The sequence below is a fragment of the Nostoc sp. genome (assembly GCF_036917455.1).
Lineage (GTDB): Bacteria > Cyanobacteriota > Cyanobacteriia > Cyanobacteriales > Nostocaceae > Nostoc.
In genome coordinates this window covers 13,760-31,939 of record NZ_JBALDK010000211.1, presented here as the reverse complement: position 1 = coordinate 31,939, position 18,180 = coordinate 13,760, and the positions used below count along the sequence as shown (strand labels likewise).

17 protein-coding genes and 2 pseudogenes are annotated in these 18,180 nt (G+C 41.3%); 13 read left to right on the top strand and 6 right to left on the bottom strand.

The window, feature by feature from the left end:
* Together V7K42_RS22780 and V7K42_RS22775 are read left to right on the top strand one after the other, a co-directional pair.
* Window positions 1–290, top strand: a pseudogene (locus tag V7K42_RS22780) (hypothetical protein); the annotation flags it as partial.
* Window position 291: 1 nt separating this feature from the next.
* Window positions 292–924, top strand: coding sequence for a Uma2 family endonuclease (locus V7K42_RS22775; RefSeq protein WP_334919565.1), 633 nt, complete (start codon window positions 292–294; stop codon window positions 922–924).
* Between the two features lie 488 nt (window positions 925–1,412).
* Here V7K42_RS22775 and V7K42_RS22770 read toward each other — a convergent pair.
* A pseudogene (locus tag V7K42_RS22770) lies at window positions 1,413–1,595 on the bottom strand (hypothetical protein); the annotation flags it as partial.
* A gap of 144 nt (window positions 1,596–1,739) precedes the next feature.
* Here V7K42_RS22770 and V7K42_RS22765 point away from each other — a divergent pair.
* The 4 genes from V7K42_RS22765 to V7K42_RS22750 all read left to right on the top strand — a co-directional run bounded on the left by V7K42_RS22765 (window position 1,740) and on the right by V7K42_RS22750 (window position 7,871).
* Window positions 1,740–3,314 carry a CPBP family intramembrane glutamic endopeptidase gene (locus V7K42_RS22765; RefSeq protein WP_334919564.1) on the top strand — a complete coding sequence of 525 codons (1,575 nt, stop codon included), beginning with the start codon at window positions 1,740–1,742 and terminating at the stop codon, window positions 3,312–3,314.
* Window positions 3,315–3,939: 625 nt separating this feature from the next.
* Window positions 3,940–4,215, top strand: a complete 276-nt coding sequence (locus tag V7K42_RS22760) for a TM2 domain-containing protein (RefSeq protein ID WP_334712193.1) — start codon at window positions 3,940–3,942, stop codon at window positions 4,213–4,215.
* Window positions 4,216–4,606: 391 nt separating this feature from the next.
* Window positions 4,607–7,081 carry a heavy metal translocating P-type ATPase gene (locus tag V7K42_RS22755; RefSeq protein WP_334919563.1) on the top strand — a complete coding sequence of 825 codons (2,475 nt, stop codon included), beginning with the start codon at window positions 4,607–4,609 and terminating at the stop codon, window positions 7,079–7,081.
* Window positions 7,082–7,373: 292 nt separating this feature from the next.
* A complete protein-coding gene (locus tag V7K42_RS22750) occupies window positions 7,374–7,871 on the top strand; it encodes an FHA domain-containing protein (protein ID WP_334919562.1) in 498 nt (165 codons plus the stop codon).
* 72 nt (window positions 7,872–7,943) lie between these two features.
* Here V7K42_RS22750 and V7K42_RS22745 read toward each other — a convergent pair whose 3' ends face one another.
* Entirely contained in the window at window positions 7,944–8,291 is a 348-nt protein-coding gene (locus V7K42_RS22745) for a hypothetical protein (protein WP_094346517.1), read from the bottom strand.
* 311 nt (window positions 8,292–8,602) lie between these two features.
* Between V7K42_RS22745 and V7K42_RS22740 the strand changes: the two genes are divergently transcribed.
* On the top strand, window positions 8,603–9,595 hold the full coding sequence (locus tag V7K42_RS22740) for a TIGR01777 family oxidoreductase (protein WP_334919561.1): 993 nt from the start codon (window positions 8,603–8,605) through the stop codon (window positions 9,593–9,595).
* Between the two features lie 84 nt (window positions 9,596–9,679).
* Here the strand turns inward: V7K42_RS22740 and V7K42_RS22735 are convergent, their stop codons facing one another.
* The 3 genes from V7K42_RS22735 to V7K42_RS22725 all read right to left on the bottom strand — a co-directional run bounded on the left by V7K42_RS22735 (window position 9,680) and on the right by V7K42_RS22725 (window position 10,932).
* A complete protein-coding gene (locus V7K42_RS22735) occupies window positions 9,680–9,928 on the bottom strand; it encodes a hypothetical protein (RefSeq protein ID WP_334919560.1) in 249 nt (82 codons plus the stop codon).
* Between the two features lie 112 nt (window positions 9,929–10,040).
* Window positions 10,041–10,463 carry a tetratricopeptide repeat protein gene (locus V7K42_RS22730; RefSeq protein ID WP_334919559.1) on the bottom strand — a complete coding sequence of 141 codons (423 nt, stop codon included), beginning with the start codon at window positions 10,461–10,463 and terminating at the stop codon, window positions 10,041–10,043.
* A gap of 112 nt (window positions 10,464–10,575) precedes the next feature.
* Window positions 10,576–10,932, bottom strand: coding sequence for an iron-sulfur cluster assembly accessory protein (locus tag V7K42_RS22725; RefSeq protein ID WP_334919558.1), 357 nt, complete (start codon window positions 10,930–10,932; stop codon window positions 10,576–10,578).
* A gap of 328 nt (window positions 10,933–11,260) precedes the next feature.
* Between V7K42_RS22725 and V7K42_RS22720 the strand changes: the two genes are divergently transcribed.
* The 6 genes from V7K42_RS22720 to V7K42_RS22695 all read left to right on the top strand — a co-directional run bounded on the left by V7K42_RS22720 (window position 11,261) and on the right by V7K42_RS22695 (window position 17,873).
* Window positions 11,261–12,901, top strand: a complete 1,641-nt coding sequence (locus tag V7K42_RS22720) for a DUF6930 domain-containing protein (protein ID WP_334919557.1) — start codon at window positions 11,261–11,263, stop codon at window positions 12,899–12,901.
* A gap of 1,657 nt (window positions 12,902–14,558) precedes the next feature.
* On the top strand, window positions 14,559–14,735 hold the full coding sequence (locus V7K42_RS22715; RefSeq protein WP_181154351.1) for a CopG family transcriptional regulator: 177 nt from the start codon (window positions 14,559–14,561) through the stop codon (window positions 14,733–14,735).
* Window positions 14,736–14,999: 264 nt separating this feature from the next.
* Entirely contained in the window at window positions 15,000–16,439 is a 1,440-nt protein-coding gene (zds, locus tag V7K42_RS22710) for a 9,9'-di-cis-zeta-carotene desaturase (protein WP_334919556.1), read from the top strand.
* Window positions 16,440–16,470: 31 nt separating this feature from the next.
* A complete protein-coding gene (locus V7K42_RS22705) occupies window positions 16,471–16,914 on the top strand; it encodes an SRPBCC family protein (protein ID WP_334919555.1) in 444 nt (147 codons plus the stop codon).
* A gap of 209 nt (window positions 16,915–17,123) precedes the next feature.
* Entirely contained in the window at window positions 17,124–17,453 is a 330-nt protein-coding gene (locus V7K42_RS22700; RefSeq protein WP_334919554.1) for an SGNH/GDSL hydrolase family protein, read from the top strand.
* 204 nt (window positions 17,454–17,657) lie between these two features.
* Entirely contained in the window at window positions 17,658–17,873 is a 216-nt protein-coding gene (locus V7K42_RS22695; RefSeq protein ID WP_334919553.1) for a hypothetical protein, read from the top strand.
* 43 nt (window positions 17,874–17,916) lie between these two features.
* Here the strand turns inward: V7K42_RS22695 and V7K42_RS22690 are convergent, their stop codons facing one another.
* A complete protein-coding gene (locus V7K42_RS22690) occupies window positions 17,917–18,153 on the bottom strand; it encodes a 2Fe-2S iron-sulfur cluster-binding protein (protein WP_334919552.1) in 237 nt (78 codons plus the stop codon).
* Between the last annotated feature and the right edge of the window lie 27 nt (window positions 18,154–18,180).

Below are 18,180 nucleotides of genomic sequence, written 5' to 3'. Positions count from 1 at the left end.
CTGTGATTTCAATCCTAAAAGGGCGGCTCATGGTTATTTTAATTTATCGAGTTTGTTTTCTCCATTATATGCAGCTTCATATAAAATTGGTATTAGCAGCTAAATTGTTTAATGAACGTGAGGGTAATAACATTCAGGCAATTTATGGAACTGTTACCACTGGAACTAACTGGAAGTTTTTAAAGCTCATTGGGCAAGTGATTGAAATTGACTTAAGCGAGTATTATATTAATAACATAGGTAAAGTTATCGGGATTTTATCTACTATTGTGACGGAAAAAGTATTGTAATATGCTTGTCAAGTCAACCCTTGCAGAACAAAGAACAGTCTTACACAATGTTAGCTGGGAAACCTTTGAAGCCTTGCTGAGAGATACAGGTGAAGATAGAGGTTCTCGATTTGCTTATGACTGCGGTGTTTTAGAAATCATGACTCCACTTTTTGAACACGAAAATCCCAAAATTCAATTTGACCGTTTTATATTTGCTTTAGCTGAACAAGTGGGAGTAGAAATTAAAAGTGCTGGTTCTACAACACTGAAGCAGAAAATATTAAAGCGGGGAATAGAACCAGATATTTGCTATTACATACAAACTGAATTGAGAGTCAGAGGTAGGATGACGCTCAATTTAGAAAACGATCCTCCACCTGATTTAGCAATTGAGATTGATATTACCAGCAGTTCCGTTAACAAATTGGGGATTTATTCAGCGTTGGGTGTAACTGAACTTTGGAGATATGATGGGCAGGATTTAAAATTTTATCAGCTAATAGAGGGAGAATATGTTGAGTGTAAGTTTAGTATTGCCTTTCCTATAGTATCGGTGAGTGAGATAAGCAGATTTATTGAGCAGAGTAAAAGTATGGGAGAAATTGCTTTGCTCAAATCTTTTCGCGCTTGGCTAAGGGAGAAGTTAGAATAAAGTCTACCTCATTCATCAACCTAATTACTAGCTAAGTTGGTCTAAACAATGTATACGATTAAATTTAATTGTTAATTTTATTTAGATTATTAGATAATCTATTAATAGCATCTAATTCTGTGCCATACTTCATAATAGCTTCCCATTCTTGAACTAAATCTTCAAGCACTATCCAATTACATTTTTTATTCATCTTAAGAGCCTAAAAGCTAAGTCTAGATAATTCCTTTTTAATTTTTTCAACACGTGACTGAGGAACTACTACATAAAGTGGAAAATTGAAATTTGGAACAAGAGCAACTAAATCTGCCATTCTTAATAAATCTGAGTAAATAGACGTAGTACATTTAACCTCGAAAGCTGCTGTAATCTGGTTATCACCACTCAGCCAAACCACATCAATAAGCGCAACTTTTTTTTGTGCATCATCACGAATTCCTAATTGTGGTAAAAAATCTATACTAAAGCTGCCTAAATCAACTCAAAGAATCTGGATATATCCCCATATCAACACCAAAAAACCAATCCACGCGGCTAGCCCACAGCCAAGCTAAGATGACTTCTAACAAACCAGGAATTAAATGTTGTAGTTGATTATCCACAGGTTGATCGTCAGAATCGGGCAGATCCTCTGCGGAGGGTAAGCAGTGCAATGGGTTGTAATTTAACATGGTGGGTGGGATGTCTACGACGGGCTATGCCTACGCATATTCATCGCAAACTTATAATATTGATGATATCTATCCACCTCTGACTTTTTATTGCGATAATTCCCAAGGGGGACGCGCTCTCCACTGTTAGTCAAAGGGGGATAGATGACACTCAAGCGGTTAATTTTAATTTTTATACTGACACCGATCGCAGTTCTGTTGGCAGTTTCGTCTTTATTCAGTAGTTGGCAAGAACCTCAGTTCCAAAGTCGCCTAGAATTATACCAAACTAATATTGCTCTCCAAGCCCAAGCTTGGCAATCAAAAGATAGCAGCGATGACAATCTCCAGGCGATTCGGGAAGCGATACTTGGCAATCAACCTCTGGAAAGCTCCACAAAGCAGTATGAAGAGGCGCGTCAATCAGTTCAAGCTAATTTGGACAAAGTTAATAGCAAACTTGCACAATTAAGCTCTCAACCTGAAATAACTCCCACACTTCCGAAACCTTTACCTGACGCTCCTCCCACAACTAAAACTTCTAAACAGGGACAGAAACAGTTACAGCAGTCCCTCAAACAACTCCAGAAATTACTGGCTGAATTAGACTTGCGCCTGGGAATTTTACAAGCACAGCAAGGACAAACGGATACAGCCCTCAAAACTTGGAGCGAATTACAACAACGCTCAAATATCAATCCAGAATTTGGGGAAACGGCCTCTGTATTAAGTGGACTGTGGAGCAATCCTCCCCGTCTGCTGCAAAATGCTCAAGAACGGATTCAAAAGAATTTAGAAGGTTGGTTTCGCTCAAATGCTTTGGTTAAGCTATACCAACTCCAGCAACGAGAAGACGCTTTATCAGCAGTTAAAGCTGCACAACAGGAGTCTGCGGCTCAAGCAGTGTTGAAATTAGCCGTTATTGGGACTATTCCCACCTTGGCAGCTTTAATTGGTCTAATACTGCTGATTTTATTATTTGCTCAACGCTTTTTGAAAGGAAAAACCTCGTTATTAGCTCAAAATGCTGATGTCCCTTGGTCAACGCCTTGGGATGGTGAAACAGTTTTGCAGGTTTTTATTGTAGGCTTTTTCTTTATGGGGCAAATTTTTGTGCCCTTGGTGATATCGGTGTTACCCATCCCGCGTCCTATTGTTGATGTCCGACTTCAGGCGTTTTCTGTTTTGCTTAGTTACCTATTGGTGGCGTTAGGTGCACTGTTAGTGCTGTATTTCTCTCTTAAGCCGTTTTTCCCGTTACCGGAATTCTGGTTTCGCTTCCGTTTTCAAGATAACTGGTTTTGGTGGGGACTGGGAGGCTATTGCACGGCTTTACCTATAGTTGTGGTGGTATCTTTGATTAATCAACAGCTATGGCAAGGACAGGGTGGTAGTAACCCCCTGTTGCAACTAGCTCTAGAAAGCCGAGATGGTATAGCACTGGGCATATTTTTCTCTACAGCCGCGATCGCAGCTCCATTTTTTGAAGAGATCCTATTTCGCGGCTTTTTGTTACCCTCTCTAACTCGCTACTTACCCGTATGGGGATCGATTCTGATCAGTAGTTTGTTGTTTGCGATCGCTCACCTCAGCTTGTCAGAAATTCTTCCCCTGACAGCATTAGGGATTGTTTTAGGGGTCGTTTACACGCGATCGCGCAACCTCCTTGCTCCTATGCTCCTCCACAGCCTCTGGAATAGTGGTACATTATTAAGTCTGTTTGTTTTGGGTAGTAATTAACACTAAATTACTACTGTTGCCAAAATTATAAATATCTGATTTTATCTGCTTATGTAAGAACAACTTTCTAGTTATAATTGGTCACAAGCATAAATACTACCTGAAAAGCCAATGTCAGATAATGACAAAAGCAAATTAAAGAATGCTGTTAACATAGACAATCAAAATATCTAGTTAAGCATTTATTCTCATCCGAATGATTTTAGCCAATAACTGGTTTCATCATTGGTGCAATAGTATTTTACGCCCACTGGAAGCCATCGGAAAAAAATCCGGAAATAATACTGATGGACTTGTAAAAAGTGGTGTAGTAGTTTTTGCTGATTCTTGAGGTTCATTCTTCTCAAGAAAAATGTCCGATCTAAAAATCTGCAAAACTGCTGCACTAGGGTTTGCGATCGTCAAATCCAGCAAAATTTATTAAGGAACGCCAGATTTTCAGGCTATGCCGCAAAATATTTTAGCGTTCCCTCTAAGTATAAGTACGCTGATTTTGGCTATTTGTCTTGGGGCTTACTTGTACTGAAAAATTAAAAATCTATTTATTAGGTGAGTAACTATACTTACTTTTACGCCACTAAAGACTTTATGTTTCTACCTCACTTACCAAGGAGCAGCACTTAATATGGCAAATCTCAACCCCACTCACCCTACCAAACAACTTCTAGCTGGTTACTGTGGCATTATCCTGGGAGGATTTGGGGTTCATAAATTTATTCTAGGATACGCTCCAGAAGGCTTTATTATGTTGGTGATTTCTGTAGTCGGGGGTTCTTTTACCTACGGCATTGCCTTGGTAATTATGCTACTTGTGGGTTTAATTGAAGGCATGATCTACTTGAATAAGTCCCCTGAAGAATTTGTAAATACATACTTTGTGAATAAACAGGGCTGGTTCTAGTGTAAAAAGGCTGTTATTGCAGAAGATAGCAGTAGGTATACGCCACTTCTACTTCTGATTATTTATTTTTATTGATATGCTCATTTTCAAACCTAAACAGCTTAACTCGGCAATGTTCTTCTTGTTGGGCATAGGGTATTTCAGCGTTATGTCTCATTTGGAAATCAACTATTTCTTAAAAAGCCTGATTGCGATCGCGCCAATGCAAGTGGTAGCTATTATCTATGTGACTTATTTACGCTGGAGCCGTCATTGACCTTCAGCAAAGTACGATAAATTAAGAAATTTAATAGGGTTGACATACAGTCGTAGTTCCATATTTCGCCTACGCTCAAATTAGAGACGCTTTTTTTCAGGCGTTGAATTTCTGTAGCGAATCTAAACACAAGCCATGCAACTTGTCCCAAAAACTAAGCTAGGCCCAGAACTTGACCCAATCCTAGAGAAAATTATTCTCGATATTGGGGGCATGAAGTGTGCTGGGTGTGTGAATGCGGTAGAACGACAGCTAACCCAACATCCAGGAGTCAAGAGTGCCTGTGTGAACCTGGCCACAGAAGTAGCAGTTGTAGAGTCAGAAACCGGTGCGGTAGATGCAGATGCACTAGCACAGCGATTAACAGCCGTTGGATTCCCGACTCAACCCCGAAAAGCCAGGGGCATAGTAGGCGAGATGTCTACCTTATCAGACCCAGCAGAACGACAACGCCGAGAAATGCAGTCTTCTTTAAGGCAGTTGGCGATCGCTGCAATATTGCTGTTATTGTCGGGAAGTGGACATTTTGGTAATCTTGGTAGCTCGGTGCTGCCAATGCTAAATAACATCTGGTTTCACTGTGGACTGGCGACAGTGGCGCTATTAATTCCCGGTCGCCCGATTTTAGTAGACGGCTGGCTAGGCTGGAGGCGAAATGCGCCTAACATGAACACTCTGATCGGATTAGGAACGCTGACAGCCTACATTGCTAGTTTAGTAGCGCTGCTGTTTCCCAAATTGGGTTGGGAGTGCTTCTTTGACGAACCAGTAATGATGCTGGGCTTTATTATTTTAGGAAAGACATTAGAACAACAAGCTAGAGGTCGCGCTGCTGCTGCATTTAGAAAATTGCTAGCACTCCAGCCACAGGTAGCGCGATTGATTGCTAACCCAGAAAAAGACGGAGTGGGATCTTCTAGTGTAGAGATTCCTGCTGAACAGGTGCGGGTTGGTGAATGGTTAAAAGTGCTGCCTGGTGATAAAATCCCTGTCGATGGTGAAGTCGTGGTTGGTCAAACAACAGTCGATGAATCGATGTTGACTGGGGAAGCCGTACCAGTAATTAAGCAACCGGGAGATTTGGTGACAGGAGGCACACTAAACCAGTCAGGAGCGATCGCTATTCAGACAACCCGTACTGGAAGTGATACAACTCTAGCTCAAATTGTCACTTTAGTAGAAGCCGCCCAAACTCGGAAAGCCCCAGTACAGAAATTAGCGGATACAGTAGCTGGTTACTTTACCTACGGAGTATTGACAGCATCTGCATTCACATTTGTCTTTTGGTACTTTTTCGGCACTCACATCTGGACTGATATCACCATGTCTGGTGGTATGGAAATGATGGGTCACGCTACACATGAAGTTCCCCACTCTCCCCTATTAATCAGTTTAAAACTAGCAATCGCAGTTATGGTTGTCGCCTGTCCCTGCGCTTTAGGACTTGCTACCCCAACAGCCATTCTGGTCGGGACTGCTATGGGCGCAGAGAGGGGTTTGTTAATCAAAGGTGGTGATGTTTTAGAAAAAGTCCACCAGTTAGACACTGTAGTATTTGATAAAACTGGCACTTTGACCACAGGTAATCCCATTGTTACAGATTGTCTGTTAATTGAGGGATCGGGGACTGGGGACTGGGGACTAGGGACTAGGAATTCCCAATCTCTATTACAACTAGCAGCAGCTGTAGAAAACGGTACTCACCACCCGTTAGCAAAAGCGATTCAGCATGAAGCACTACGGCAACAGTTATCTATTCCAGAGGCTGTAGACTTTCACACGGAACCAGGATTGGGAATCTCTGCTGTAATAGAGGGCACGGTTGTATTGTTAGGTAACTGGGACTGGTTGAGTTGGCACGGCATTGACATTAGCGAAACAGCACAACAGTTAGCACAGGATTTAGCAACGGATGGAAAAACAGTCGTTTGCGTAGCAGTTGGGAGAACTTTAGCTGGGCTAATTGCTGTTTCCGATCCCCTCAGACCAGATGCCCAATCGACTGTAGACAAGTTGCGCCAGATGGGTCTACGGGTAATGTTACTCAGTGGCGATCGCAAAGAAGCAGCTAGCGCCATAGCCAAACAACTAGGATTAGATAGCACTGACGTAATCGCAGGTGTTCCCCCAGCCAAAAAAGCGGCCGCAATCCAGTCTCTCCAGAAAGAGGGATTGGGGACTAGGGACTGGCGACTAGGAAAAATTCTGCCTAATAGCCAATCCCCAATACCCAATCCCCAGTCCGTTGTGGCAATGGTCGGAGATGGAATCAATGATGCTCCTGCTTTATCCCAAGCAGATGTAGGAATTGCTTTACACTCCGGGACAGATGTGGCGATGGAAACTGCTGAAATTATCCTCATGCGCGATCGCCTAAACGATGTCGTCGAATCAATTCAGCTTAGTCGCGCCACCTTCAAAAAAATCCGCCAAAATTTATTCTGGGCTTTTGCATATAATACAGTTGGCATTCCTTTAGCAGCAGGTGTTTTGTTCCCTAGCCTGGGTTTTGTCCTTAACCCATCTAGTGCTGCTGCATTAATGGCTTTTAGCTCTGTTAGCGTCGTCACAAACTCAATATTATTACGGCGATTAGCTCATCAGCCTTAGAATACTTTTTTGCATCTAAAATTTCCCCTCACAAATCTTAGTTATTCCGATCTCAAGTGAACAATTCGTAATTTGTAGTGACGTTCTCTACGAGATACTGCCTGTAGAGAACGTCACTACAAATTAGTTATTAGCAGATTTTGTTAAACTTACACAAATCACAAAGCCTGTTTAAGCACCGACAAAAGCTATCATAGCTACTGGAGTAGAATGACCAAGTTCTACTCTTTCAAGGTATTATGCAATTTTAAAGCTTATCTAGATTAGCACCATAGACTGACGGTGCGCGACAATGGCAAAATCCGATACTAAACAAATCTTGACATATCACAGTTCCACCTATTTGTCAATGGCAGCAGAAACTAATGAAAACCATCTACTGATTATTGAAGACGATCAAGGTCGCAAAGAATTTTCTCTAGAGCAACCCGTCTACTCTATAGGTAGAGACCGTGAATGTAATATCCGTTTGATGTCGCAGTTTGTCTCCCGCCGCCATGCCACATTAGTGAGATTGCCACGAGAGCATAATAGCCATAGCTACTATTACCGGATTGTAGATGGCGATGCCAAAGGGAAGGCTAGTTCCAACGGTTTGATGATTAATGGACGTAAGATACCAACCCACGATCTCAGAAATGAAGACGAGATCGTTTTTGGACCTCAAGTCCGTGCCATTTATTACCTTTTAAAAAACACTCAGCGTTTGGGACAAACGGATTCGAGCGAGTACGACATTACATTAATAAACCCCGGTATGGCCGAGGATTTAGAGGATCTGGGAGATTAAATTCTAACTACAAATCAAATTCTGACACTCTCACGGCTGAAAGCCGTGGGATTGTCAATTCAATTACCAAAGCTATCCTGCAAGACTTTCAATCAAATGCCAATGGCGGCTATTTTCAATGGCCTGCTTGATAAATTCAAACATTTGTCGGCAGTAATTATCTAGTTGGAGTGGTAATTCTTCATTTTTAATCACAATACTCATTTTGGTTTCTGTTTCAGTAGATTTTGATTTATCAATCAATACTTCTACTGCGATCAATTTAGGAAAAGGCACATTACCAGGAGTCTGACGAGCGATAATGTAATCGCCCGTGTGGTATTGAATATCCAACTGACAGTCCTGTAGAAGTTCTACAAGTAACGGCTGGAGATGGTCACTAGCAACAGAAAGAATAAACGAACACGTATAGCGAGCCATAATAGCCCCACGCCTTGCAACACTCCGTCCATCCTATAATACCGAAGCATATAAACGAAAAGTGATTAAAAAAGCAAAGTTATTGAGTTTTGAGATCGAGTATTACAGCATCGTCTTTAATAGAGGGTGTGCAGCCGTCGGGTAGACAGTCAAGATGCTTGCTGTTCGTGCTTCGCGTCTTCTCTTGGAAGAGGGTAAATTCATTGGAATCCCTATGAAGCAAGAATCTCACGGCTTTTTGTTAAATTGAGCGAACCGAAGAGTTTAACAGCCCTGGGAGTGTCAAAATAAAGGTTTGGCTGAGATAGAAAATGAAAGTAGCAATTACTGGAGCAACAGGATTTGTCGGTAGTCTTTTGGTACAACGACTCCACGGGAAAGGTCATCAAATAATAGTATTAACTCGGAACACCGCTTTTGCTCAAAAGGTTTTTCCATCTGAGGCTTTCGCCAATGTAGAAATTGTTCCCTACACACCAAACGCCTCTGGTTCTTGGCAAAGTGTCATTGCTAGTTGTGATGGTGTAGTGAATCTAGCAGGAGAACCTATTGGTGAAGGACGCTGGACACCAGAACGCAAACAAGAAATCCTCAATAGCCGAAAGTTAGGTACACAAAAAATAGTTGAAGCAATAACCAACGCTAACCCCAAAACAGAAGTCGCTACAACGGGGAGCCACCCCGTTGAGGGGAGTGGCGTGGGAACCCCCGCAACGCGCTGCCTCCCAACTGTGTTAATTAACGCTTCGGCTATTGGCTACTACGGCACTAGTGAAACGGCAACCTTTGATGAAACAAGCTCATCTGGTAACGATTTTCTTGCCCAAGTCTGCCAAGCCTGGGAAGCAGAAGCAAGAAAGGTAAAAGATGCTGGTGTACGGCTGGTAATTCTGCGTTTTGGGATTGCTCTAGGCAATGGTGGTGCTTTAGGTAAAATGATTCCGCCTTTCAAACTTTTCGCTGGTGGCCCCATTGGCAATGGTCGCCAGTGGTTCTCATGGATTCACGTAGACGATTTAGTTAACTTGATTATACAAGCTTTAACTAAACCGGAAATAGAAGGCGTATACAATGCTACCGCCCCTAACCCAGTCAAGATGGCAGATTTAAGCCAAGCTTTGGGACAAGTAATGAATCGCCCTTCTTGGTTGCCTGTTCCTGCTTTTGCAATCGAAGCTCTTTTAGGAGACGGGGCTATAGTAGTTTTAGAAGGTCAGCAAGTCCTTCCGAAGCGCACCGTGGAAACAGGATTTGAGTACAAATATCCTAATTTACAGTCAGCACTAAGACAAATTCTGAATTAGAAGAGAGTGGGGGCAGGCGGTAGGGGGAAGAAAACTATTGGTTATTACCAATCCCCAATCCCCAATCCCCAATCCCCAATCCCTTTACTCTTGACCGGAGAGAAATTTTTTGGAAATCCAACTGATAATACCACTGAGAATTGCACCGCCCATGAGGATACCAATCGCTGGGTTAAACAAGGGTTGCCAGAGTTGATGCCACAAATCCAAACCCAAGTTTACTCCTACAGAGTCACCGATCGCTGCGATCGCTAACCAAACAAAACCAAACAAAACCAAAAAAACATCTGCGACTAAAATCGTGTTTAGCCAATTTAACAATTTATCTTTCATCTACCCTTGTGTCCACTTGCCCAAAATTGACGACTGCTAACTATGTGATGGATAAGTTAGAAGTGAGGATTACCGACTTGAATTTAACTCCTCACTCCTAACTCTTAATTTCTCACTCTTCAAACAGCCAATTTCTGACTTTTTTCAAACTCTGCCAATCTGGTTTTCTACTTAAACCGTCTTCAATACTATTTTTTATTTCATCCTGCCACTCTTCATTGACAAAAATTAGCTGCTGTGCTATGTCAACATGTTCTCGTAAACCTTTTTGACCTGTTTCCAGCATTGCCAAGGCGATATTGATTCTAGCCTGTGGATCTTGTGGGTTTAACTTGACTGCTTTCTGTGCAGCTTTGTAAGCCAAATTGGGTTTGTTATCGAGTAGATACAACCACGCCAAACAAATCCAAGCAGCACTAGTTTTCGGAGCGCGATCGCACACTTCTTTAAACACAGGGATTAAAGAATCTACCGCCTCTCCAGCTTTATAGCGTTCCAAACCTGTATCAAACAGGGATTCAACTGTATTAGTCATTGGTCATTAGTCATTAGTTATTGGTCATTAGTCATTGGTCATTGGTCATTAGTCATAGGCACGTGCAAATGATAAACGACAAATGACGAGGGACAAATGACAAATGACAATATTACACCCCAAATGACTTGCCGCAACCGCAAGTTTGGTTGGCATTGGGGTTGGTGAATTGAAAACCACCGCCAATCATGGCATCGCTATAATCGAGCATTAAACCGTAGAGATATAACAGACTCTTGCGATCGCTGACAATTTTGAAGCCATCATAGTCAAAAACTTCATCCTCTGGGGCGATCTTACTAGTGTCTTCAAAGTCCATCATGTAAGACATCCCAGAACAGCCACCCTGACGGACTCCTACCCGTAAGCAGAAATCTGTGCCTTGCTTGTCTCGGAGGGATTTTACCTGGTGCAATGCGGCTTCGCTCAACAGAATTCCGCGTTGTTGAGGCTGAATTGCTTGTGTCATCTGCTTTTTTAACTCCTTAATTAGTTTAAGCTTTACCCGATATCGGCTGGTTAATGCCTCTGGGTTGCCCTTAGTGTTTTTGTATTCATTCTAGCGGCTTAGAAGTCGTTAGATGCCAAATTGTAAACACTCCGTTAAAAGCAGCCAAAGATTTTTATTCTAGAATTGAGAGACTCAGTGTGTTTAGAGATTCGGTATTTTTGGAGTTCAAGCGTGGCAGCAGTCACCAGAAGCAACTATCTTTCAGGTGCAGCCATAAAAACCTAATCCGAGGCTAGCTATCCCCCAAAGTTTACTTCCAAATTGCTTCTTTTGATTAACTTACTCTATGACAAGTTTTAATCGCTCTACCAGTCGTCGCTTGAAGAAATTAACGCAAATTCCTTCTGTATGGGAGGGCGATCGCCGTCCGTTGTCATCACCAAACCAGCACTCAGACTCCGAGGAAAAGGGAGAATGCATTCTTTGGGTAGATTACTCCCAAGGTGTAGTTCGAGGAATGGACGTGGTAGCTTCAGATATCGGCCCAGAAGCAATAGTTCGTACCTTAATGCGAGCAATGGAGCATCCCCACAGTCCAGCAAGACCTGCAAGACCCCAAAGAATTGTAGTCAAAGACCGTGAGATCCAATTTTACCTGCGGGGGGTGCTGCAAGATTTAGATATTGCCATTGACTATGCACCAGAACTGCCTTTAATTGACGAACTGTTTCGCGGGTTCGCTGACATTCTCGATAGTCAAACCCCCGACTTACCCCCACAGTATGCACAAATCTTGCAAGAAAAAGCATTTGCAATTTGGCAAGCAGCACCTTGGGAATTTTTGGAAGAACAGCAAATTTTGTCAATCGAAATTAATAAGTGGGATGTTGGCACACTCTATGCCTCAGTTATGGGAATGCTGGGAATGGAGTATGGGATTTTGTTTTATCGCTCAGAGGAATCTTTAAAACAGTTTCGTACCGCAGTTTTACAAGATGAAGACTCAACTGAGCATCTAGAAGAAGCATTCCTCAAGCAAGATTGCCTGTTTCTCACCTTTGAGAGTGCTGAAGAAGACGAAGATGAAGACGAAGACGAAGAAAGTGATTTGGCGGATCTACCATTATCAGAAATTGACCCAACTTTCGGTAATATCCACCCCTTAGAAGGACTCCGGTCTGTTTTGTATGACGAAGAAGCACTAGTAATCTTAGTTGCGATCGAAAGTCTGATCCGCTTTATTCGCGATCGCCGTCGCGATTTACAAGAGGATATCTTCCCTACCCTCAGTCGCCGTTATCGCATTTCTCTACCGCAGTTGGAAGAATCAACTAAATCTGTGGCTGTGACAGTTTCAACAATGCCGCAGTTAGCAGCAGAGTTAGAGGAAATGGCAGGCTTTGGTGATGATGACGAAATTGACAACCTTGACTTTGCAAATTTCCAATCATTGCAAGATGACTTGATACCGGAAGACTCTTTCTTCAGCTTAGGTGTAGTGTCCTGGGAAATGTTGGATCGCCTCCGTAAGGGGGTAACTTACCATAAAGCTGGTGAAATTAAAGAAGTGGGTGACGGTTTGCCAGTAATTTTAATTCAAACTTCCCGGCCCAAGGCTAAGACTGTAATTGAAAGAATTGAAGCAGCAGGTGGACTGAAAGCAATTTGCTTTAATCCAGGTGCCGATCCTTTCGATGGCGATCGCTACGACCTCGGTTTATTGCAAACTCAAAATGACGAATTGTTCCTATTTGGTGAATTTTTAGATGAAGATCCAGTTCATGTAGAAGCCCGGAAAAAATGGAATCAACGCTGTAAAAATACTAAGGGCTACTGTGGCTTAATCATTGCTAAAGGGCTAACGGGAGCATCCCGTGGCAATCCTCAGTTCCGGGATATGATGGCTTTGTTTGAAGGGCGATCGCTTTCACCAAAAGATTTAGGTATTGGCACTCTCAAACTCATGCCCCAACTTAACTTGGAATAGTTGCACTAATAGCCGTAATCCTTAATGTCGAATTACGGCTATGAGAAATTAAGTTGATATATATTCGATTCGCATCGCATATTGACTAAACTCAGCGCTAAAGAGCTAGTGACCTTACTGAGTGCTAAGTAAAGTTAAAAAAACTTAGTTTTGATGCACTTAGCACAGGCTGAAGTTTGTCTACCTTTGACAAAAAGATTTTCCCCTAAGTCTTTTGAATTGCGATGCGATCTGGATTTTTGCCAAGCTGTATTAGTACATACCCCAGATGGCAGCTAACTTTACCTAAATTTCATGAAGTATCTATATTCTTATCGTTTTCCAGTAATTTTATTTGGAGATTTACCAGTATAAATCAGTACAAATTACTAGAGAATTATTTACGAAGTCCGGTTTAATCAAATCTAGCTGACACACTTCAATATCAGAATCTTTCTTTTAACAATTTTTTGAGCTTAAGAGCTTGTTATATATCAATATCATTAAGCAAAAGCTCATCTTATATCTTGTGCTTTGTAATTTTTTTATAAAGTCTGAGAATGAGCTTATTTCGTCTCTAGATAAAGTTTCTTGAAAGGGTATAAATCATAGCTATAATGAATACACCGCAAAAACAATTGAAACACGTAATCATTTATATAGGTTTATTTACCAATGAATAATGGTTGTAGGTTAAATCTTTTTGGGTAGTACTTTTTCTCTTAGTTTTAAATACAAAAAAGCGGGTAATAGTGGAATTATTAGCGCAATCCAGATTAAAGATAATTTGTCTAATCTCTAGAGAGATAAATACAATTAATCTAAAACTGCTGAGTTAAAAACAAATTATATCGCTATTGTGAGGAGAAAGATGTCTAGATTTTAGTCGTATCTTTACGGTAGTTTAGTGTAAAAAAAATGAAGCGAAACTAAAATATTATTATCGGCAACATTCAAGTAACATCACATAATTCACATCCTGATTTGTCTGTGTAAAATTACAGATAATGCTGTCAATTTTTTCTAGACAAATGGTTCTTTACACTCAGAGAGCTGAGTCATATCCCATTTTTATTGACTGCAAGATTACTACAGAAAAGCAATCAGCTTAATCGTGGTAAGCCAAAAGTCTTAACGGTTCAAGCAGATATTAGCTTATTGGTTACAGGAATGGGTGCAGACGGATATTTGCACTTTTAAGTGATTGTTAGCGGTCTATATATCTCACTATAACCAGCCTGTAGGCCACTATTGCAGCTTGATAATGCTTCTATAGCTTTCTTTTTCATCAGTTATACAGATATTCTCACCAAGTGAGTTTAGCGAACTTGCTTAAGAGAGAATGTCAAATCCTTTTGATGGAGAATAATTTGAGAACTCTTGATTGAGTCAACATTAGGTGTCCTCAAATTCATTTATAAAAGCTCCTTGTCAGGCTTTCCTGATGCTGTTAATAGGGTTAATATCCTCAGAAGGAACTATCTACTATTTTTGCTGTCAAAATAGTAACAAATAAAGTGTAAGTTTCTGATTTATTTAGAAAATGATGAATCCTTTGACAAAACTACAGTTTTTAATATTAATGATATTACTTGTTTCCTGAGACAAATTCTGATAATCTTATCGGTTCCCTCTTTAACTTAGACTCTTTCGACAATCTAGATATACAGCAGATAGCATGATAATGACAAATAAAAAATGGGCCGTTAAACGCATAACAGTTAATCTCGCAACACAGGAAGCGGAAAAACTAGAAAAATATTGCCAACAAACAGGTAGACCTGCAACCGATGTGATTCGGGAACTGATTAGAAGTTTGCCGATCTCCGATGATGGCAAAGATGTAAACAAGTAAGAACATACTTTCACTACTTACTAGATAACTGCTTTACCACCAAAAAAATAGCTCCGATACTTTTTTGAGTCCGCCGCGATGGACAATAATTTGTCTAACTGATACAGACGCGTTTTTCTCGCGTCTGGTCAATTGCTGGGACTAAAAGGAGGTTTTAGTATCGACATTGCCATACCTTGATATGTTGGTAGAGTTGATATTAAGTAGCGAATTCCGACACCAACCCAGTTACAATCTGTAAAGAAACTGAAAAGGAACGACGGAATGCGCGTTGCAATCGTAGGTGCGGGACTGGCTGGACTAGCAACCGCAGTAGATCTAGCTGATGCTGGTTGTGAAATAGAGATATTTGAGTCTCGTCCGTTTGTGGGTGGTAAAGTTGGCAGTTGGGTTGATGGAGATGGCAACCATCTAGAAATGGGGTTGCATGTATTTTTCGGGTGCTACTACCAACTATTTGACTTGATGAAGAAAGTGGGGGTGTTAGAAAACTTACGTCTCAAGGAACATACTCACACTTTTATTAATAAAGGGGGGCGCACTGGTGGTTTGGATTTTCGCTTCTTTACAGGTGCGCCTTTCAATGGCTTAAAGGCATTTTTCACGACTTCCCAATTATCGTTGCAGGATAAACTGCAAAATGCGATCGCTTTAGGTACTAGTCCGATAGTTCGCGGATTGGTAGACTTCAATGGGGCGATGAAAACTATTCGCAACTTAGATAAAGTTAGCTTTGCCGATTGGTTTCGCAGTCACGGTGGGAGTAATGGCAGCATTAAGCGGTTATGGAACCCCATCGCCTACGCATTGGGATTTATTGATTGCGAAAATATGTCTGCCCGTTGTATGTTAACAATATTTCAGTTATTTGCAGTCAGAACTGAAGCTTCAGTTTTGCGAATGCTGGAAGGTTCTCCATCTGAATATTTACACAAGCCCATTCTGGAATATTTGGAAGCTAGAGGGACTAAAGTTTACACCCGTCGGCAAGTTCGGGAAATTCAGTTTACAGAGTCAGCTGAACAAACCCGTGTCACTGGTATAGTAGTTGCCCAAGGTGATGCAGTAGAAACGATCGCTGCTGATGCTTACGTTTTTGCCTGTGATATTCCAGGAATTCAACGCATCCTACCCCACGAGTGGCGCAAGTGGTCAGAATTTGACAACATTTATAAGCTGGATGCAGTGCCAGTGGCTACAGTGCAGTTACGCTTCGATGGTTGGGTGACTGAACTTAACGATGGAGAGCAACGTAAACAGCTAAATCATGCGGCTGGAATCGATAATTTACTCTACACAGCCGATGCTGACTTTTCTTGTTTTGCTGATTTGGCGTTGACTAGCCCTGCTGATTATTATCGCCCAGGGCAGGGGTCTTTGTTACAACTAGTGCTGACACCAGGAGATCCGTTTATTGCCCAAAGCAATGAAGCGATCGCAAATCATGTCCTCAAGCAAGTCCACGAACTGTTTCCCTCGTCACGAGAGTTAAATATGACTTGGTACAGTGTGGTAAAACTTGCTCAGTCTCTCTACCGAGAAGCACCAGGAATGGATGCGTATCGTCCCAATCAAAAAACACCAGTAGATAATTTCTTTCTTGCAGGGAGTTATACCCAGCAAGACTACATCGACAGCATGGAAGGTGCTACTATTTCTGGACGGCGGGCGGCAAAAGTGATTTTGGAAAGTTTGAAGAAATAACTAACCGCGAAGAACGCAAAGGAAAAAGAGAATGTCAGATTGGTTAGAGCATACTGTGCAGGTAGAAGTAGAGGCTCCCATAGATTTAGTATGGAGTCTCTGGTCTGATTTGGAGCAAATGCCCCGGTGGATGAAGTGGATTGATTCGGTGAAAATTCCGCCAGAGAATCCAGATATATCTCTTTGGAAATTAAAAACCGGCAGTTTAGAATTCAATTGGAAATCTCGAATTCTCAAAGTTATTCCTAACCAAATTATTCAATGGGAATCGATTGATGGTTTGCCGAATCAGGGAGCAATTCGCTTTTACGATCGCCAGAATAGTAGCATTGTCAAAATGACGATTTCCTACGCTATCCCTGGCATTCTTGGCAAAATTATGGATAACTTATTTTTGGGACGGATAGTTGAATCGACAATTCAAGCTGATTTGGAAAGGTTTAAAGAATATGCGCTGAATGTTAAAGGTAATTGATATAGATAAAAACAGGCAGTAGGAAACCACGCGATCGTTTAGATGGCTCGGACTGCGATACGATTTGAGAAATTGTATGATTTTTCAGTAGTGCGCCATTATGTGAGAGTCCGGTTAAGCTGTTGACTTTGATGAAATATTACCCATTTTGGGTTTATACTGCTTTTTTTGTAAGCGCAAAGTCTATCTAACCTGGAGAAGTGATAATTATGCTTCAAAATCTTGCACAAAATCTTGCAATTACTTTCGCAGTACTTTTGATTAGCTTTGCATGTCTAAAACAAAATAATTGTAGCAAGGCAGTATTTTTTGGTGATTCGATAACTGAAGGTATGGGTGTATCTAGTTTGTCTTTAAAGTGGAGTACGCTACTCGCTAAAAACAAAAACTTATGCGAAGACAATCAGGGAATCAGTGGAACCGTTCTCCAAAACACTTATCCAAGGCTTACTAATAACGGACGTGATCGCTATCTCAATGATGTTGTTAGACATTACCCTGAAAAAGTCTACATTTTATATGGATTAAATGACTTATGATATAGCGGTCAAGCTTTTTCTGTCGAGGAATACAAGACTGATTTAAGAGAAGTCGTACAAGGACTACTTGCATCAGGAATCAATCGCTTAAATATTACAATCGGCTCTCCTCCTTATATAAAGCCAATTGCGTATCACCTTTATCCAGAATTTAATAGCGGTACACCTAATAAACATCGTATTTACAGAGATGCCGCAAAAAGTGTGGCAAAAGAGTTTAGTACTAGGTGGGCGGATGTCTACCAAGATATGATTAATGCTGGTGGTGATGTGTTGATATCTCCAGATGGCATACATCCTAACGATCAGGGACATAAAGTTATTTTTGCTTCAATGGTTAATGCAATTCCAGTTAATACTTACAATGTAAAACTTTCTACTGCTCAAGGTCTATTACAAGCGTTACAAGCAATTAACTAAGATCCGCATAGCATACCAATCTTTTTCAATAAGAGTGGCTACATTACCAAGTAGGATCGCTAAACAAATTAATCGTCAATTCTTCGCGTAGCGGTACTGCTGTGATACAAGCGCGGATGATTTCTCCATCCTCTAATTCGACGGTGCAAGCGTGACAAGATCCCATGAGACAACCGGTGGGAATAAATACCCCAGCCCGGTCTGCTACATCCAAAAGGGCTTCTCCCACTTCGGCATCTACTGTAATATCATCTGGTAAAAAGCGGACGCGAACAACCATTAATAATTCGTATTGAAATTTCCGATT

Bases quoted from the DNA above. Each gene is read 5' to 3' on its own strand.
- V7K42_RS22775 (WP_334919565.1), top strand. From the start codon at position 292: ATGCTTGTCAAGTCAACCCTTGCAGAACAAAGAACAGTCTTACACAAT.
- V7K42_RS22765 (WP_334919564.1), top strand. From the start codon at position 1,740: ATGACACTCAAGCGGTTAATTTTAATTTTTATACTGACACCGATCGCA.
- V7K42_RS22760 (WP_334712193.1), top strand. From the start codon at position 3,940: ATGGCAAATCTCAACCCCACTCACCCTACCAAACAACTTCTAGCTGGT.
- V7K42_RS22755 (WP_334919563.1), top strand. From the start codon at position 4,607: ATGCAACTTGTCCCAAAAACTAAGCTAGGCCCAGAACTTGACCCAATC.
- V7K42_RS22750 (WP_334919562.1), top strand. From the start codon at position 7,374: ATGGCAAAATCCGATACTAAACAAATCTTGACATATCACAGTTCCACC.
- V7K42_RS22745 (WP_094346517.1), bottom strand. From the start codon at position 8,291: ATGGCTCGCTATACGTGTTCGTTTATTCTTTCTGTTGCTAGTGACCAT.
- V7K42_RS22740 (WP_334919561.1), top strand. From the start codon at position 8,603: ATGAAAGTAGCAATTACTGGAGCAACAGGATTTGTCGGTAGTCTTTTG.
- V7K42_RS22735 (WP_334919560.1), bottom strand. From the start codon at position 9,928: ATGAAAGATAAATTGTTAAATTGGCTAAACACGATTTTAGTCGCAGAT.
- V7K42_RS22730 (WP_334919559.1), bottom strand. From the start codon at position 10,463: ATGACTAATACAGTTGAATCCCTGTTTGATACAGGTTTGGAACGCTAT.
- V7K42_RS22725 (WP_334919558.1), bottom strand. From the start codon at position 10,932: ATGACACAAGCAATTCAGCCTCAACAACGCGGAATTCTGTTGAGCGAA.
- V7K42_RS22720 (WP_334919557.1), top strand. From the start codon at position 11,261: ATGACAAGTTTTAATCGCTCTACCAGTCGTCGCTTGAAGAAATTAACG.
- V7K42_RS22715 (WP_181154351.1), top strand. From the start codon at position 14,559: ATGATAATGACAAATAAAAAATGGGCCGTTAAACGCATAACAGTTAAT.
- zds (WP_334919556.1), top strand. From the start codon at position 15,000: ATGCGCGTTGCAATCGTAGGTGCGGGACTGGCTGGACTAGCAACCGCA.
- V7K42_RS22705 (WP_334919555.1), top strand. From the start codon at position 16,471: ATGTCAGATTGGTTAGAGCATACTGTGCAGGTAGAAGTAGAGGCTCCC.
- V7K42_RS22700 (WP_334919554.1), top strand. From the start codon at position 17,124: ATGCTTCAAAATCTTGCACAAAATCTTGCAATTACTTTCGCAGTACTT.
- V7K42_RS22690 (WP_334919552.1), bottom strand. From the start codon at position 18,153: ATGGTTGTTCGCGTCCGCTTTTTACCAGATGATATTACAGTAGATGCC.